The 15,409-nt window shown below is 49.7% G+C and carries 18 protein-coding genes; 11 read left to right on the forward strand and 7 right to left on the reverse strand.

Going from position 1 to position 15,409, the window contains the following annotated elements:
- The first annotated feature begins 213 nt into the window (after nt 1-213).
- Nucleotides 214-915, forward strand: a complete 702-nt coding sequence (locus tag OOF89_RS20725; protein WP_266082524.1) for a helix-turn-helix domain-containing protein — start codon at nt 214-216, stop codon at nt 913-915.
- A 14-nt stretch (nt 916-929) separates the two neighbouring features.
- On the opposite strand, the gene OOF89_RS20730 is transcribed toward OOF89_RS20725, so the two are convergent.
- The gene (locus OOF89_RS20730) at nt 930-1,220 is read right to left on the reverse strand and encodes a HalOD1 output domain-containing protein (RefSeq protein ID WP_266082526.1); all 291 of its coding nucleotides are present in this window, start codon (nt 1,218-1,220) and stop codon (nt 930-932) included.
- Nucleotides 1,221-1,396: 176 nt separating this feature from the next.
- The gene (locus OOF89_RS20735; protein ID WP_266082528.1) at nt 1,397-1,828 is read right to left on the reverse strand and encodes a DUF7344 domain-containing protein; all 432 of its coding nucleotides are present in this window, start codon (nt 1,826-1,828) and stop codon (nt 1,397-1,399) included.
- A 336-nt stretch (nt 1,829-2,164) separates the two neighbouring features.
- Between OOF89_RS20735 and OOF89_RS24825 the strand changes: the two genes are divergently transcribed.
- Nucleotides 2,165-2,365, forward strand: a complete 201-nt coding sequence (locus OOF89_RS24825) for a DUF7835 family putative zinc beta-ribbon protein (protein ID WP_266082530.1) — start codon at nt 2,165-2,167, stop codon at nt 2,363-2,365.
- Nucleotides 2,366-2,695: 330 nt separating this feature from the next.
- On the opposite strand, the gene OOF89_RS20745 is transcribed toward OOF89_RS24825, so the two are convergent.
- Together OOF89_RS20745 and OOF89_RS20750 are read right to left on the reverse strand one after the other, a co-directional pair.
- Nucleotides 2,696-3,538 carry a formate/nitrite transporter family protein gene (locus tag OOF89_RS20745; RefSeq protein WP_266082532.1) on the reverse strand — a complete coding sequence of 281 codons (843 nt, stop codon included), beginning with the start codon at nt 3,536-3,538 and terminating at the stop codon, nt 2,696-2,698.
- A 498-nt stretch (nt 3,539-4,036) separates the two neighbouring features.
- Nucleotides 4,037-4,855, reverse strand: a complete 819-nt coding sequence (locus OOF89_RS20750; protein ID WP_266082534.1) for a GNAT family N-acetyltransferase — start codon at nt 4,853-4,855, stop codon at nt 4,037-4,039.
- Nucleotides 4,856-5,124: 269 nt separating this feature from the next.
- Between OOF89_RS20750 and OOF89_RS20755 the strand changes: the two genes are divergently transcribed.
- Nucleotides 5,125-6,639, forward strand: a complete 1,515-nt coding sequence (locus OOF89_RS20755; RefSeq protein ID WP_407661671.1) for an alpha,alpha-trehalose-phosphate synthase (UDP-forming) — start codon at nt 5,125-5,127, stop codon at nt 6,637-6,639.
- Between the two features lie 722 nt (nt 6,640-7,361).
- Nucleotides 7,362-7,673, forward strand: coding sequence for a DUF5789 family protein (locus OOF89_RS20760; protein ID WP_266082536.1), 312 nt, complete (start codon nt 7,362-7,364; stop codon nt 7,671-7,673).
- 258 nt (nt 7,674-7,931) lie between these two features.
- On the opposite strand, the gene OOF89_RS20765 is transcribed toward OOF89_RS20760, so the two are convergent.
- Nucleotides 7,932-8,105 carry a hypothetical protein gene (locus tag OOF89_RS20765; protein ID WP_266082538.1) on the reverse strand — a complete coding sequence of 58 codons (174 nt, stop codon included), beginning with the start codon at nt 8,103-8,105 and terminating at the stop codon, nt 7,932-7,934.
- Nucleotides 8,106-8,432: 327 nt separating this feature from the next.
- Between OOF89_RS20765 and OOF89_RS24830 the strand changes: the two genes are divergently transcribed.
- The 7 genes from OOF89_RS24830 (at nt 8,433) to OOF89_RS20795 (ending at nt 13,240) form a co-directional block, all read left to right on the forward strand.
- Nucleotides 8,433-8,636, forward strand: coding sequence for a DUF7835 family putative zinc beta-ribbon protein (locus OOF89_RS24830; RefSeq protein ID WP_266082561.1), 204 nt, complete (start codon nt 8,433-8,435; stop codon nt 8,634-8,636).
- An 11-nt stretch (nt 8,637-8,647) separates the two neighbouring features.
- Nucleotides 8,648-8,830, forward strand: a complete 183-nt coding sequence (locus OOF89_RS24835; RefSeq protein ID WP_456071300.1) for a DUF7563 family protein — start codon at nt 8,648-8,650, stop codon at nt 8,828-8,830.
- Between the two features lie 24 nt (nt 8,831-8,854).
- Nucleotides 8,855-9,229, forward strand: a complete 375-nt coding sequence (locus OOF89_RS20775; RefSeq protein ID WP_266082562.1) for a DUF7344 domain-containing protein — start codon at nt 8,855-8,857, stop codon at nt 9,227-9,229.
- Nucleotides 9,230-10,507: 1,278 nt separating this feature from the next.
- Nucleotides 10,508-10,621: a helix-turn-helix domain-containing protein gene (locus OOF89_RS20780; RefSeq protein ID WP_266082794.1), complete on the forward strand. Its 114-nt coding sequence runs from the start codon at nt 10,508-10,510 to the stop codon at nt 10,619-10,621.
- A 237-nt stretch (nt 10,622-10,858) separates the two neighbouring features.
- On the forward strand, nt 10,859-11,377 hold the full coding sequence (locus OOF89_RS20785) for a hypothetical protein (RefSeq protein WP_266082563.1): 519 nt from the start codon (nt 10,859-10,861) through the stop codon (nt 11,375-11,377).
- Nucleotides 11,378-11,478: 101 nt separating this feature from the next.
- Nucleotides 11,479-11,790 carry a DUF5789 family protein gene (locus OOF89_RS20790; RefSeq protein ID WP_266082565.1) on the forward strand — a complete coding sequence of 104 codons (312 nt, stop codon included), beginning with the start codon at nt 11,479-11,481 and terminating at the stop codon, nt 11,788-11,790.
- Nucleotides 11,791-12,358: 568 nt separating this feature from the next.
- On the forward strand, nt 12,359-13,240 hold the full coding sequence (locus tag OOF89_RS20795) for a helix-turn-helix domain-containing protein (protein WP_266082567.1): 882 nt from the start codon (nt 12,359-12,361) through the stop codon (nt 13,238-13,240).
- 355 nt (nt 13,241-13,595) lie between these two features.
- Here OOF89_RS20795 and sufB read toward each other — a convergent pair whose 3' ends face one another.
- Together sufB and OOF89_RS20805 are read right to left on the reverse strand one after the other, a co-directional pair.
- Complete coding sequence (sufB, locus tag OOF89_RS20800) at nt 13,596-15,026, reverse strand: Fe-S cluster assembly protein SufB (protein WP_266082568.1); 1,431 nt, start codon at nt 15,024-15,026, stop codon at nt 13,596-13,598.
- Between the two features lie 99 nt (nt 15,027-15,125).
- Nucleotides 15,126-15,320: a hypothetical protein gene (locus OOF89_RS20805; protein ID WP_266082570.1), complete on the reverse strand. Its 195-nt coding sequence runs from the start codon at nt 15,318-15,320 to the stop codon at nt 15,126-15,128.
- Nucleotides 15,321-15,409: the final 89 nt, after the last annotated feature.

Below are 15,409 nucleotides of genomic sequence, written 5' to 3' on the forward strand. Positions count from 1 at the left end.
AGATAGTTCGCTCCCGTAATTGAGCGTTTGTCAGCATAAAACCGACCGATTATTATAAATTTTTAAATAACTTTGATTTATAATACACACTCATCGAAGGAATGCGAAGACAACGCCATCGGAAAATCACATTCTGTAACGAAGAAAACACACATGGCATATGTAATGTGCTTATAAATAAGATAGATAGTCGTAGGCAAGATAGGATCTTATATGGGAGGTACGATCGTCGAAGTTAGTATCGCTGCCGAAGAGTTTGCACTCAAGCACACGTTGGCCACGCTCGAAACTGTGACTATCGAAGTCGAACAGACAATTACGACCGATCGAGATGGCCTGATGCCATTCATATGGTTCAATACAGACGATAGTCTTGCGCTTGAGTGCGCGTTGACCGACGACGACAGTGTTACTGACTTTCACCTAATCGCAGATTTCGAGACAGAATCTCTCTATCAACTTACGTGGAACGATCGGGTCAACCATCTGGTTAGGGTTCTTGCCGAAGAAAACGGAGCAGTCCTCGCTGCTACTGGTAAAGACGACACTTGGCATCTTCGGTTATTGTTCGCTGATCATGATGCAGTGCGACGCACATCTGAATACTGTAAAGAGGAGGGGGTTCCATTAGAAATTCAGAATATCCAGGAATTTACAAGAAAATCTCAGACCCGATTCGGACTTACAAAGTCACAGCAACGAGCACTACAACTTGCCACTACTCACGGCTATTATTCGGTGCCTCGCGAAGCCACTGCAGATGACTTGGCTGAAAAACTTGATGTCTCACATCAAGCGCTCTCTGAACGACTGCGGCGTGCCCATGGCAATCTGGTCGACTATGTGTTCCTAAATCGAGTCGGTACACCAGAGGTAGCAGAAACAGATTCCGACAAAGACGTGGCCTCTGAGTGAAAACTGCCGGTGTCTTAGCCACTCTCAGCGTCGGTTGGTTCGAGCTCAACCGTCCGATCAGCGTGGACAGTAACCTGATAGTTACAGTACTCGAAAATCACTTTCCCGTGTCGTTCGGATTCTCTGTGAAGTGGAGCAAACAGCTTGTTGAGTGCATCTGGATCGATAGCCTCGTATAATGGCGGGCACTCACTTGAATCGGGACCGTCACGGGCAGCGATTGCTGCTTGGATCAACACTACTATCGATGTGTCTGTCACTGTCGTCTGCTTGTTGCTCGGTGCGTTGGTTGTTGTCTCTCCCATTTCTATCCTCTCCCCAGAGTCCTCGTGACTAGTAGGGTATCCCTCACGAGTACTCTATACAATACTCAAAGATGTAGGTATAAACATCCTCTGGCAAGAGATGAAACCACTATTCTCTTAGTAATACCCTCACGTAGTAATGAAACGACTTATCCGACCAAACGATATGAGACGTTCTACATCGTTTCATCGAGCACAGATAGGTACTTTTCCACTTCGGGATGACTTCGATATCGGATGGTTTCGCTTCGAGCATCAAAATCGATCATTCCGGCATCGTCCAGTTTTGGGAGATGGTTATGTTGCAGTGTAACTCTCACAGCATCGTCCTGCGTCCGTTGCATACTGGTTTCGGTTTCTGATTTCTGCGCCAAAATGACAGTGACAAGATCGTCTATTGTTGCAAGATCGTTCTCAGACTGTGAAAGGGATAAAAGAATCAAGCGGCGATACGAGTGAGACAGGATACCAAAGAACGTATTTAGGGATAGATTCGAAGAAGATGAGCTATCGTCATATTGGGATGTGTTCGTTGGTTCATAGTTAATCTGCGAGGTAATCATTTGAGAATCGGAACTACCAGGTCGATCGCTGTCGTGTGGGTTCATGGATACGTATTGAGAACACACGGATAGTGTGCCCCGCGTACCGGCAACGCGTATGAACCCGATCTAAGTACTTGGTAGGGTCATCGATCCCTTCATCATTGGGACACGGCTCGAACACACTTTCTATCCCGAGGTTCTGTTTTGAAATATAGATTTAGATTAATAGCTTCACGGGCTGCATTAGCAAGCATCTCCTATATCTCGATGATATCTGCCGGGTTTAGTATGGCTTGCATTCAAAGACAGTAGGTAAAGAGGGTTCCCCATTGTTCTATTCTACTGTAGCAAAGTGCAACTGAACGGGATACAATACAGTCCACCGGACCTAACAAAATCATGGTCACCACAACAACTACTGACGGCCAATCCGGCGAACTGTGCGAGAACTGTAATGCGATGACGCCTCATCAAGTGACGATTGAGATCGTTACTGAGAACGAAGAAAATTCAAACGCAGCGTTCTCTCGAGAGCCCTACCGTATCACGGAGTGCCAACAATGTGGCTTAACGAGCAAACAGCGCGCAAACAACATGTAGAGTGGTGATGATTCATGCCAAGAGCGACCACGCCGAAGCAAATGAAGTTATGAATCGAAGGCACACAATGCAGAACTGCGGGAGCTTCGTCACCCGTGATTTCTAACGCGTATTCGGTGATAAATAAAACATCGTGCATGAATGTTTAGACAGCATAAATGGTACTGATGTGAAGGATGGGTGCGCGGTTCATTCATGAGAAAGTTCGATTGTAGATGGGTGTGCACCTTGGACTATTCACAGCTCGAGGCGGGGATGGGTCATTTCCATTTCTAAGATGATGTGGCAGAAATAGCTTTTTCAGGAGGACTAAATTTACCGTTCGGACTGTTACCTGACGTCGAATGATTCATTAGGTTCACCTCTACTCTCTTGTCCACCGCGAACAACGTGACCATATTTGAGAAGAGCGACAAAAACTGTACCGCCAATTACATTTCCGGCCGTCGCGCCCACAAGGAATCTGCCATAGTCCACAAACGTAATCTTGGAACTAGCGAACAAGCCTAAGAGAACCTCAACGTTTCCGGCAATACAGTGGGGAAGGTGGGCAAATCCGATGGTGGAAGCAATAAGCCAGACGAAAAATATCCGACTGATCGTTTCCTGTGCGGCGGTGACGAGCCACGAAAGCAAGCCCATGAGCCAACCAGCGAACACGCCGCTGGCAATCAATACGAGCAAGCTATGGTCGGTAAGGCTTGACGCGATATCGGTGAATGCAGCGGAATTAATAAGTCCAGTTGCTGGGCCGACAACCACTGCAAATCCAGCGAAGATTATGCCACCAAGGATGTTTCCAGCGTAGACGATACCCCAGAGGCGGCCCAGTTGGGATAGCGAAGCTTGTTGGTCAAGCACTGGGAGTACGGCGAGCGTGGTGTGTTCAGTGAACAACTCAGATCGGCCGAGGATGACAAATATAAATCCGATAGCGTAGATATTCGCCATCAATAGTTCGGTAACTGGTTCACCAAGAGCACCAGTCAGTAGCGTCGCCATCACCGCCATTAACAGCGGACCAAAGCCAATATCGAGCCCCGCAGAGAGTCCTGACAGGAAGAGCCCCTCAGTCGACCGGTTGAGTTCTGAGAGGGCCTGACTGATTTCCTGAGAGAGGATATCCTCATATGCTTTCTGTTCATCTGTCGATCCGACATCTGTGGCGCTCATTACACAATAGTTCAATGGACGCACGCGTTAAAGCACTTTTCAAGACATCAACCCCAACCAAGCGAACATCCATTTAAATGCAAAATATCAATGGATACGTGAACACATATTCATCGTGCTGCAAAGCTTATCGACCCTCATCTGAGCGTTCCGGACTGACTGTGAACTTCTCGAATCACGCTGCTCGTGCGAACAGCGGATTTGCTGCGCGCCGGGCAAGACTGAGATATTGATGGATGGAACTGACCACCAAACACTCACGAACGATATCGATGCAACGACCGCTGCGACAATACATCTGAGACGCAAGAAGCCATACTGTTAGAGAAAATGCCGCCGCTGTCTGTCTGACTTCCCGTCACGGACTGATTCAGGCTTCGTTTGCAGCGCCGGTACTCGTTGAGCACGTAAGCAAAACGGAGACCGATGACAGACAGTGTATCCTACAGTAAACGGTGAGGTTCGAGTGCCCTGCACCGCTACAAAAATGACAATATATCAGAGATAAGAGTCATCGTACGATTCGGCTGATTTCGCAGAGTGGATATTTCCACACTGAGTACATTCGATTTGATCCTGCGCGTTTGTTGCAATATCCATTGAGCCGCAATTGCTGCAATAATATCCGAACTGTTCAGAATACTCTTCATCTACGTACGTGGCGAAAAATGGCTCTTCCGTCCCCGATTCCGCCTCATCTCGGTTTATGTACACTTTTTGGTCATCACTCGTCGTAGCAGCCGTAACACCATGGTGTGTTTCAGTATCTGGGAGTTCCATCTCGGCCGGGTCTACTTCGCTTGAGGCGGAATTACTTGAAACGTCTGTCCCTGCCGGAGTTTGCGCGTAAACGTTCTCGATGAAGGTTTCATCCCCGTACTCTACGTGCCGATCATTCATTTTCTCGAAATTGGCTTGTTCGAAAAATTGTCCACCTTCTCTGTTCGCATCGAGCGTGCCAGCCTTGATTTGCTCTGCCCCGTGTTCGCGTAACTTTTCGGTTATCACTTCGAACAACTGAGTTCCGACTCCTTTCCCGCGATGTTCCGGATCCACGAACAACCAACGTACTTCACCAGTGTTTTCGTCGAGATGTGCCTCGGTAAGCCCTACAATGGTCTCCCAGTCTTCGTCTTCAAGCACGAGAACGATGCTCTCGGAACTTTCGACAAGCCCTGTTATGCGATCTTCGGTAAACTGATCCTCCACGAGATTGTCGATTTGTTGTGGGCTCAGAGCGTAGGAAGCAGTCATCGTACTTTCCGTGAGTTCGCGGATCCGCTCTGTGTCACTTTGAGTTGGCTCACGTAATTTCATAGGCCAACTTTTCTTCTCGAAACAGAAAAGTCCGTGCCAGAACGGTTACAGTGCTCTAGATTTCCCCGAGTGACTGAGAATATTGTCGAATATCTCACATTCGAAAAATTCACCCATGTATTGAATTGATAAAATAATAATCGTACGATACGCAAGCAAGCATAAGGGGCTCTCGACAGCCTCGGGGTATCCGGCTCGGAATATGATAAATGAGAGCAATATGCAGCCCAAGGGATTATGCGGCAGCATCAAAACAATCAAACAGCATCATGTGTCCATCCCCAGCGAAGCGAGAACTCTCGTCGAACGACACGGATGAAAGCACAGAGATGTCAATGTCACCACCAGGAGAGGATTTCGTCCTCATCTCAAATCGCCAACCGTATCGGCATTATTATGCCGATGATGGCAGTATAAAGGTTGATCGTCCTGCAGGAGGTCTCACTGCAGGACTCGATCCAGTGATGCAACAGACCGATGGCACATGGATCGCGTGGGGAGACGGAGAAGCGGATGATGCAGTTACTGACAACAACGGAACGATGCGGGTGCCACCGGAAGAACAGGCGTATACACTCAAGCGTGTGTGGCTCCCGGATGAAGAGGTCGAGGGCTACTACTACGGATACAGCAATCGAGTACTGTGGCCCCTCTGTCATGGTGGAATTTGGAAAACAGAGTATGCTAACCGAAATTGGGCGCGGTATCAACAAGCAAATGAAAAGTTTGCTGACGCTATTACCGAACGAGCGGATTCGAAGTCAGTCATCTGGTTTCAGGATTATCACTTTTCATTGGCTCCACGATTGATTCGTAATGCTATCCCGGATAGCTTTCTCATGCACTTTTGGCACATTCCATGGCCCGGGTTGAATACATTCCAGACGTGCCCACAGCAGCAAGAATTACTCGATGGCCTTCTGGGCAACGACTTGCTTGGATTTCATATCCAGAATTACTGTGAGAACTTCCTCGACTGCGTTGAAGAGTGTCTGGATGAGGCAATCGTCGATCGTGAGGATGGCCAGATTCAATATCGGAATCACACGACGACAGTTCGGGCGTTTCCGATGGGAATCGATGCAGAAGTAATGCAGACAGCGAGCAGCAATAAGGGGCAGCCCTTCTGGAACCGATTTCGACGCGAGTACGAAATCGCGCCGAACACGAAGATTGCTGTTGGCGTGGATCGTCTCGATTACACGAAGGGAATTCTCGAACGACTCGATGCGCTCGAACGTTTTTGGGTGACCGAACCGAAGTGGCGGGGTAATCTCACGTACGTGCAGAAAGCAGATGAGAGTCGTTCACGGATACCCGATTATCAGAATCTCCAGCAAAACGTCGAGGATGCTGTTACACGGATCAATGATCGATTTAGAACCGACGACTGGCGTCCAATTATTTACATCGACGATTGGTTGACCGAGGACGAACTCGCCGGACTCTACCGACATGGAGACATACTGCTCGTCAGTGCTCTTCGAGACGGCATGAATCTCGTCACGAAAGAGTATGTGGCCGCTCAGACAGCAGAACCCGGGGTTCTTGTCCTCAGTAATCAGACAGGTGCTTACGAGGAACTCGGCGACGACGCTGTCACCATCAACCCGCACGATACCGATAAGTTTGCGGCCACCATCGAAACAGCACTGACGATGGATGAGAAAGAGCGGCGAGAACGAATGGCAGTGCTCCAAAAACAGGTGATGGAAAACGATCTTGTCGAGTGGATGTCGGATATTTTCGAGACAGCTTCCCGTTTGCGGGACGAGAAAGAGTGACCGCGTATTCCGGAATCGCCGTATTAGTAGGTCTTTCGAACGGTTATCATTTGGGATTATAAGGATATTCCCCCAATGCCGATTTTTTCATGCTTGGTTCAAGAATAGAACCAAGCATGACGAATACGGACGGTAGTTAATTTGCGTGAGTGTGAATCGTTCGATCGAGACTGATTTCACCTTTTTTTGCCAGTGTGAAGATAAATCGCCTGTTTTTGTTCCGGTAGTTGAATTTCCTCTTCTACGTCGTACTGGGAGGTACAGCGACGCTGATAGCGTTTGAAGAAGTCGAAGACCGTTCCGGGAAAGAAATCGCGCCATCGTATTCCCTGTTCAATGACGAATCGTTTTTCATATGGGGTTCCACACAGGGGACATTCGTTAGTATCCGAAGTCTGATTGGGCTTCACGTGTACTTGAACAGGTTGTACAATGATACGTTTGGTGGCATCCATTATTACATTACGTATGGTGATATGAAGAAAATATCGTGGTTTCCCCTCTCGCCTGAGCAATGACGGGATTCCAAGCGACAGTCAGTCCATGCTTGCGCTGTCTTGTTATAGCCTCCACCGATGAATTCAAAGTGAGCTATCACTCTGTCTAAATGTCCATTATATTTCTGTGTATGGAATCACCACACTCGCTCGTGAGAACTTTGTTACTACAGTACCTGCTTTTGCAGCCAGAACCCCTTTTCCGGTTCGCTCTCTATGGATACTATGACCCGTGGTGAGCGAGAGCAGGGGATCGATTACGGTCCACTTGACGAAGAACTCAAACAGCATGACTATCCGACGTCAGCCGACGACCTCGTCGATGAATACGGCGAATACGAAATCGATCACCAGAACGGAACGGAAACGCTCAAGGCCGTGTTTAGCCCATTAGTCGAGTCGGAGAATCAGGAATTCGATTCTGCTGATGAGGTTCGGCAAATGATACTTAATATGATCGGCTCCGAGGCAGTCGGTCGTGAAGGGTACAGTGATCGGGGATCCGAGCAAGTCGATAACGATCAAGAATCGCTCTAACTTCTTGTCACCTATTATAGGCCAACATCATTATCTTCATGTTCAATACTATATTCACAAACCACTCGGAGATCAATCAATCACTTCAGTGATCGGCGGGCCCAAGGTGGAGCGAGGAGAACACGGTCGCTTCGACCTTCCGGAGATGCTCACCGACTGTCGTCTCGGAGGGTCCAGCCACCGCCGCGATTTCGTCGTGGTCACCTTGCGAGGTTCTTGGTAATAGCCGAGCGTTATCGCCGCCTGGAGCACCTCCCGTTAACGTTCGGTCAGACGAGAAACGATGTGGCGGGGGGCGGGAGTGTATGTGCCGGTTCGTTCGACCTCTATTCTGACACCCTCAGGTTGTTCGGAGAGCGCGTCGGTGAAGGCTGCTTCCGTCCCGATGTAAGTCACCCGGAGACCGCCGTCGGTAGTGCGTTCGATAGGCATATCGATTAGGTACGACGACTTCCGCCGGTCTTCCATGAGCATCCGAGTCAGTTACATCGTTGATGGAGACCACGTAGTGTTTGTCTGCGGGCTTGTCGTGACTATCATTGGTGACGTCAGCCATTCCGAGGGCATCAACATTGAAGGATGTTCACTCTATAATTTTCAAGTAATCTCCCCATGGAGACCAACATAGTATTATCTCCCGGGATTAATACGGCTTGCATGTAAAGCCCATACGTAAACGCGGTTCCAACTTGTTTATCTTTCTGTACTGAAGCGCAACTGATTGGGATGCGTTGCAGCCCTCCAGAACTACCAAAAATCATGGTTACTACAGCAACTACTGATAGTCAACCTGGCGAACGGTGCGAGAACTGCAATGCGATGACGCCGCATGACGTAGCAATCGAGATTGTCACCGAGAGCGAAGAAAATTCAAATGCAGCGTTCTCTCGAGAGCCTTACCGCGTCACAGAGTGCCAGCAGTGTAGTACGACCACTAAACAGCGTGCAAACAACAGACAGTGAGGGAGTGAATGATGTCTAAGACAACTATTTCAAGCCAACCAGAGTCACGGATCGCAGACACTCGCTGTCAGAACTGCGGCAGCTTTGTGACTCGTGATTTTACACGTGTCTTCGGCAACAATCAAAACAGCGTTCATGGGTGTTTAGACTGCATGAATGGCACCGATGTGAAGAATGGCCAAGCAACCCATTGATAACACGTTATTTATAAATAAAATATGATATCTGGAAAAAAGACTGAAAATCTTAAAAGTGTCACTAACGGAGAAACCAATGATCGACTTTCGGAAACGGAAATCGCTGAATTGCTCGAAAACCAGCGGCGACGGGTGATTCTTTCGTACTTACAGGTATGTGACGGTCCAGTCGAAATTGAATCGCTGATCGAACACCTCACATACCAAGAGTTAGAGGAATGCTCGAGGGACAGATCAACTCGACTCTTCGAAGAGATTTCGGAGACAGTCTGGAGCGATCATTTGCCACTGCTCGCCGAGCACGATGTTATTAAGTACGATCGAGAGAGCCAAAAACTGCGCGGCTGGATCAATATCGGTCAGCTTACGCACCGCTTGCGAGAGTACGATACCTGATTAGTATCGATAGACCTAGACACGAGTTGCGACGGTGTCTTATTCACTGCAGCAGAGGCCATGGGCAAAATCCGGCTACTTGTACGATGTGGAAGAAGTGATCCAACTGCTGTGTTCAGATGGTAGTTCTACTGTCCACCGAACTCTGTTGGTTGCAAGGAGCTTGAAGATTCAGCCGAGCTGAGCGTGACAGTTAGTAGTGGAATGAGTACGTGATCGTGGTCGGGATGCACGATTCGGGCATATTTCGCGCCGTGATCATGCGAAAGACCCATGGTTTGGTGACGCGATTGCCTGCATTCAACGCTTCCTCTCATTGTGGGAGACAAACACGCTCAGTTCTGTAATCGATACGTTTGAATTATTACTATCGACGGAGGTAGCAAGATGAAGAGAGCACTACTGGCTGCCTAAACGGATCAGTCTCGTCATAGAAACCCCACGATGGAGAGGTTACTTGATGCCCAGTCGCACGAAAATGCCGTATTGCACGCTGATTGACTTCATGCGATGAGTATTCGCGTGTACTCGTTTGCCACAGACATTCAACGCAACTGAGGATTCGTTCATCTGTCATACGCGCAGGTCAGAGATGAAGTCGGTTGATCAGCATGGTTGCTTTTCCAAGGGATTCATTTGGGCGCCCGTTTCGTTGGGTCATCGACTCCCTGGCCGATAATGGGCGTATTTTCAACAAGATCGCTATGATCTCGTCGGAGTAGTTTAGAGATTCTTTGTGTGAAACCCCAATCTTCTAGTTAGTTCGGCGATTTTCAGAAAAGGAGATACGGCCATGAGTGAGACCTGCTTTAATGACTGGAACAATTGTAGAAGTGACTGCCCCCTGCCAAGCAATTTGCACTTGAGCATACGCTTGACGCGCTTGAGACAGTAACTTTTGGGGTTGAATAGATGGACGCCACCAATCGAGACAGCTTAATACCGTTCATTTGTATCGGTACAAGTGATCGAGACACGCTCGAAGCAGCGTTTAGCAGTGGTGAGAGCGTTGTTGACTTTCAACTTATTGCCGAGTTTGAGACCGAGTGTCTGTATCAACTCGAATAGGTTGATCATATTGGCCACATAAGTCGGATCCAGTGGATGAGAAAGACGGTGCTTGCTGCAATCGGCCAAGAGGACACGTGGCATCTGCGCCTATTATTTGCTGACCATGATTCAATTACCCGGAGCATCAAGTATTGTGAAAAGAATGGGATTGACTTCGACATTGAGAATATCCATGAGTTCAGTGATGAACGGAGTGATTGATTTGGACTGACGGACTCTCAACAAAAGACACTCCAACACGCTGCCGATCGCGGGTATTACTCGGTCCCACGCGATATCACGGCAGAAGAGCTCGCCGACGAATTCGATGTCAGCCATTAAGCGCTCTCTGAACGATTGCGACGCGTGAAACCGCGGTACGCGAGCTATTCCTAATTCGTCCTTTGGGGTAATTCGAGCGGGAATTCGCCCTAAAGGAGAGGTGCATATGCTCTGAGAGAGTTCGCTGAAACAGAGGAATCTCCCGGGATAAAAGGGACTTGCACATACAGCCCTGCTACTTTGCCGTCCAGCCGAGAAAATCAAAGTGTTATGATCGGGTCTTCGCTGGGAAAACAGGTGGGTTACACCGTTGGCAAGAAAGCACTGAAAGCGGGGTATAAGCGCTATGGCATTCCTGGTGCGATTCTCACTGGGAGTGTAACCGCAGTCGGGTATGTTGTGGTTCGGCGCGCGCTCAAATCAAGCACCGAACGAAAGGACGTCGAATCCGCAATCAACGTCGAAGTGCTACGTTCGGAAGTGAAAGAGAACGGATTGAGTGCCATTACGAATCGACAAACGCTCGAAGCAGCGATCAACGAAGACGAATTAGACACGAACGTCGAGATTGAAGATGTCAGGTCAGAGGCAACAGAAGAAGCCGAAGAGTTAGACGAGAATTTGCCCGAACACAACGGGAGCAGTGAGGAGGCGGCGGCTGCGTCTTCGGATGCAAGTGCATCAACAGGGTCGCTCACCGATGAAACCGCAGATTCTTCCTCAGCAGCAGAACCAGCTGAGGCTGCTGGACCGACAGAAAATGACGATGTTCCCCCCAATTCGGATGAAGCTGAAGATGAGACCGACGGTTCGTAAGTAGCTCTTTTTCTGTCTGAGGGAATGGGATATTCATTCAATTTCTGATGTAGTATTTTGCTGGCCAGAACCTCTTTTCATAGCCATCTCCTTGTGGTATCATGAGCAACAACAATCGAGAGCAGGGAATCGACTATGGACAACTCAACGAGAAACTTGAGCAACTGGACTACCCGATATCAGCAGAGACGCTAATCGATGAATACGGTGAGTATGGAATCGATCATCAAAACGGAACGAAGACGCTTCAAGAAGTGTTTGATCCACTCACCGAGTCTGACGGCCAGACATTTGATTCTGCTGATCAAGTCCGTCAAATGATCCTCAACATGATCGGCTCTGATGCAGTGGGGCGTAAAGGATACAGTGATCGAGGGTCAGAACACGTGGACGACGAAGAGAAGTCACTCTAGGTGCGTGAACTTCCACCAAGTTCTGCAGAGACACGGCGAGGAACAGGCGGTGAGATATTTACTTGTTTGCCGGCTCATCGATGACGTTCGTACTTGTTATTTCTCTCTGTCCAGCCCGTCACATGTGACGGAGACTGCTGTATCTGCGAGATATGTTGTCATGTATAATTCGTACCGTATCTTCTACTCTGGTTGTGTTACAGTGGAAAATAGAGCGATGAGATGTTGGTAGGAGTAACTAACCACTGCAGGGCTTATGTGAAGCAGGAGCGATAGAACTGACTCACTCGGAACACTGCAACACGCGAAAATCTTCCTCGTATCTATTGCTTGTCGCGAGAACTACTTAAACGAGAATTCAGTCAGTGGCTATCGTCCTCTTCAACATGGATTGACCCACGCGCTCATTACTGTTGTACTGTTTGGAGTTGCGAACTGTCTTCGAGCGTCGGTACCGGGCAACCCAACCACCGCAGCCCTCACAGACAGGCCACCAGTTTAGCGTGGTGAAGCGTTTGCAGTATTGGGTTGTGTCAAGGCGGTCCGTCCAGCAGGTGAATGTTGTGCCGTGAGCTGCGTCGCCGAACTCGTGGTACTGCCAAGCGCGAATGAGTTCGTGGCGAACGGTGGAGCTGAATTGTTGCCACCCGTGCTGTTCGTAGGCACTCCAGGTCAGCGCGATCGTGGTTTAAAATCGATTTCGAATGACAGTGTTGCTGGTCGTTGGATGCTCACCGAGTTTATCCCTTTAGCTGACGAAGAGATGGCTATGACGGGGACAGTGGTCGAAGTTGAGATTCCCATTAATGAGTTTGCGCTCCGACAAACCGTCTCTAAGTTCCCATCCATTGACTTTGAGATCGAACGAGCTGTCGCTCACGATGCTGATCGGGTAATGCCATTCATCTGGGTACAGAGCGATGAAATCGATCGTGACGAATTTGAAACCGTTATTGGAAACGATCCAAGCCTAGAGCAGTTTGACCTGATTGCTGATTTAGACGAAGAATGGCTCTATCGAATGGAATGGATTACTGAAATCGAAGCCCTCATCCACATTCTCGTTGAAGAGCAGGGAACAATCCTCTCCGCGGTCGGTTCGCAAGCAGGGTGGAATCTTCGGATCTTGTTCGCAGACCGAGACGCGCTTTCCCGGACATTTGAGTACTGTAAAACCCAGGGATTAACATTCAACATCATAAACATATATCAGTTTGAAGAAGGACGTGAGGGTCGGTTGGGACTAACAGAAGAACAACAAGACACTCTCATATCCGCGTTCGAGGCAGGCTATTTCGATATCCCACGCGAGGCAAATGCAGAAAAGCTAGCTGCTGATCTCGGCATTTCTCATCAGGCGGTTTCTGAGCGCCTGCGACGTGGGTACGCCAATCTAATACAAAACACGCTCATTATCGGGGAGGGTGCTGGAAAAGAGCAGTCCAAATAGAAATTTCTGTGCACCTTGTACAGCGGTCGAGTGCTCCGGTCGGTGAGATCCGAGAACGTCAATTGGCGTGCCATGGATAAAAAAGACTGAAGCGGTGGTTAGTTCGGTAGTACCTTTCGTCCTGTCCGCGCGCACGGCCAGCACGCGAAACCATTGAGACCGTTGCAATTACAGTCTTCAGGTTTGGCATCGGTGTCGTCCTTCAAGGAGAAGGCGTCGTCGGTCACATCGACGAGGCCGACTATGTACTGGTGGACTGGGGTGTTCTCGTGGGTCTTGTTATGCAGGCTGTCGATGACCAGCAGGATCCGGCCGACCAATATGATGACTCGCTCTAATCTTTATCTCAAAAGAATCAGCCAAGACTCCCCTCCATTTCGAGTTCGATGAGACGGTTGAGTTCGACCGCGTATTCGATCGGGAGCTCTTCCGTGATGGGCTCAATGAAGCCACTCACGATCATCTGTTTCGCGTCGTCGTCGTCCAACCCGCGACTCTGGAGGTAGAACACGTCCTCGTCGCCGATTTTACCGACCGTTGCCTCGTGAGCAACGTCAACACGATCTTCGTTGATTTCCATGTATGGCATGGTGTCCGACGTGGATTCGTTGTCGAACATCAGCGCGTCACATTCGACCGACGTACTCGAATCCACCGCACCATCGCTGATGTGGACAAGACCACGGTAGTTCGTTCGGCCACCGTCCTTGCTGATGGATTTCGACTCGATGGTCGAGTTCGTTTTCGGCGCGTTGTGGTACACCTTCGCGCCGGTGTCGATGTTCTGACCTTTGCCAGCGAACGCGATGGAGATCTGATTTGCGCTCGCGCCACGTCCCTTCAGGATGGAACATGGGTAGAGCATGGTAGCTTTCGACCCCATGCTCCCCGACACCCATTCCATGCGGCCACCGGCTTCGACGATGGCGCGCTTGGTGTTCAGGTTGAACGTGTTCTTCGACCAGTTCTGCACGGTTGAATACTGGACGTGCGCGTCCTCATCCACGAATACTTCGACGCCGCCGGAGTGGAGGTTGTGACTGCCGTATTTCGGGGCAGAACAGCCCTCGATGTAGTGGACTTCGGAACCTTCCTCGGCGATGATGAGCGTGTGCTCGAACTGCCCCATCCCTTCTGAATTCATTCTGAAGTACGCCTGCACGGGCATTTCGACCGTTACATTCTCGGGGACGTAGACGAACGACCCGCCAGACCAAACGGCACCGTGAAGCGCCGCGAACTTGTTGTCGCTCGGCGGCACGCACTTCGTCATGAAGTACTCTTTCACGAGGTCTTCGTGTTCCTGGACGGCTTCGTCCATGTTGCAGAAGACGACGCCTTTCTCCTCCCACTGGTCCTGCATGTTCTGGTAGACGACTTCAGACTCATACTGGGCACCGACACCCGAAAGTGCCTTGCGCTCGGCTTCCGGAATACCAAGTTTCTCGAATGTGTTCTTGATGTCGTCCGGGAGGTCGTCCCAACTATCTGCACCCTCGCGCTTGTCGACATCCGGGCGAATATAAGGAATGATCTCTTCGACATCGAGTTGCGTCAAATCGGGCTGGCCGGGCCAGTCCGTCGGCAGGGGCATGTTCTGGTAGTGCTCCAACGCGCGGAGACGCCGCTGGAGCATCCATTCGGGTTCGTCTTTGTCCTCGCTGATGAGGCGGACGACCTCTTCGGTCAGTCCCTTATCGGATTTGACCGCGGCCCGCTGTTCTTTCTTGAACTCGAACCGTTCCTCTGTGTCTGTATCGCGTAGGTGATGCTGGTCTGAACTCATATTTAAAAGTGAGTGCTCTAGCCTGATGAGGCTGGTGGGTAAGTTAACGATAGACAGGAGTGTATATTGGGGTCCTCGTTGACCGTCCCCCGTCGGTCTTCATCGAATTTGAGGTGGTAGGTCGTCTTTTCTGCCGTTCATTGTGCGCGGTGAGACTGTCCACTCAATCACCTCAATCGGCAACTCTGGAAAGTGTTCGGTGGCAACGTCTGCCGTGTGCTGTCGTGCTCGGTCGAGGATAGCCATCGGGGTCTCGGGTGTATCGTCGGTCGCATCCGTGCTTTCTGACAGCATTCGCTGGGCGATGATCTCAGAGAGTGTATTGGTTCCTGCCAGAGATAAGTCGACTGAGGTAAATGTCTGAATGATACGAGGGTATGTGT

It is taken from the genome of Haladaptatus caseinilyticus, assembly GCF_026248685.1.
In the GTDB taxonomy this organism is placed as follows: Archaea; Halobacteriota; Halobacteria; order Halobacteriales; family Haladaptataceae; genus Haladaptatus; species Haladaptatus caseinilyticus.

Bases quoted from the DNA above. Each gene is read 5' to 3' on its own strand.
- OOF89_RS20725 (WP_266082524.1), top strand. From the start codon at position 214: ATGGGAGGTACGATCGTCGAAGTTAGTATCGCTGCCGAAGAGTTTGCA.
- OOF89_RS20730 (WP_266082526.1), bottom strand. From the start codon at position 1,220: ATGGGAGAGACAACAACCAACGCACCGAGCAACAAGCAGACGACAGTG.
- OOF89_RS20735 (WP_266082528.1), bottom strand. From the start codon at position 1,828: ATGAACCCACACGACAGCGATCGACCTGGTAGTTCCGATTCTCAAATG.
- OOF89_RS24825 (WP_266082530.1), top strand. From the start codon at position 2,165: ATGGTCACCACAACAACTACTGACGGCCAATCCGGCGAACTGTGCGAG.
- OOF89_RS20745 (WP_266082532.1), bottom strand. From the start codon at position 3,538: ATGAGCGCCACAGATGTCGGATCGACAGATGAACAGAAAGCATATGAG.
- OOF89_RS20750 (WP_266082534.1), bottom strand. From the start codon at position 4,855: ATGAAATTACGTGAGCCAACTCAAAGTGACACAGAGCGGATCCGCGAA.
- OOF89_RS20755 (WP_407661671.1), top strand. From the start codon at position 5,125: ATGTGTCCATCCCCAGCGAAGCGAGAACTCTCGTCGAACGACACGGAT.
- OOF89_RS20760 (WP_266082536.1), top strand. From the start codon at position 7,362: ATGACCCGTGGTGAGCGAGAGCAGGGGATCGATTACGGTCCACTTGAC.
- OOF89_RS20765 (WP_266082538.1), bottom strand. From the start codon at position 8,105: ATGCCTATCGAACGCACTACCGACGGCGGTCTCCGGGTGACTTACATC.
- OOF89_RS24830 (WP_266082561.1), top strand. From the start codon at position 8,433: ATGGTTACTACAGCAACTACTGATAGTCAACCTGGCGAACGGTGCGAG.
- OOF89_RS24835 (WP_456071300.1), top strand. From the start codon at position 8,648: ATGTCTAAGACAACTATTTCAAGCCAACCAGAGTCACGGATCGCAGAC.
- OOF89_RS20775 (WP_266082562.1), top strand. From the start codon at position 8,855: ATGATATCTGGAAAAAAGACTGAAAATCTTAAAAGTGTCACTAACGGA.
- OOF89_RS20790 (WP_266082565.1), top strand. From the start codon at position 11,479: ATGAGCAACAACAATCGAGAGCAGGGAATCGACTATGGACAACTCAAC.
- sufB (WP_266082568.1), bottom strand. From the start codon at position 15,026: ATGAGTTCAGACCAGCATCACCTACGCGATACAGACACAGAGGAACGG.
- OOF89_RS20805 (WP_266082570.1), bottom strand. From the start codon at position 15,320: ATGCTGTCAGAAAGCACGGATGCGACCGACGATACACCCGAGACCCCG.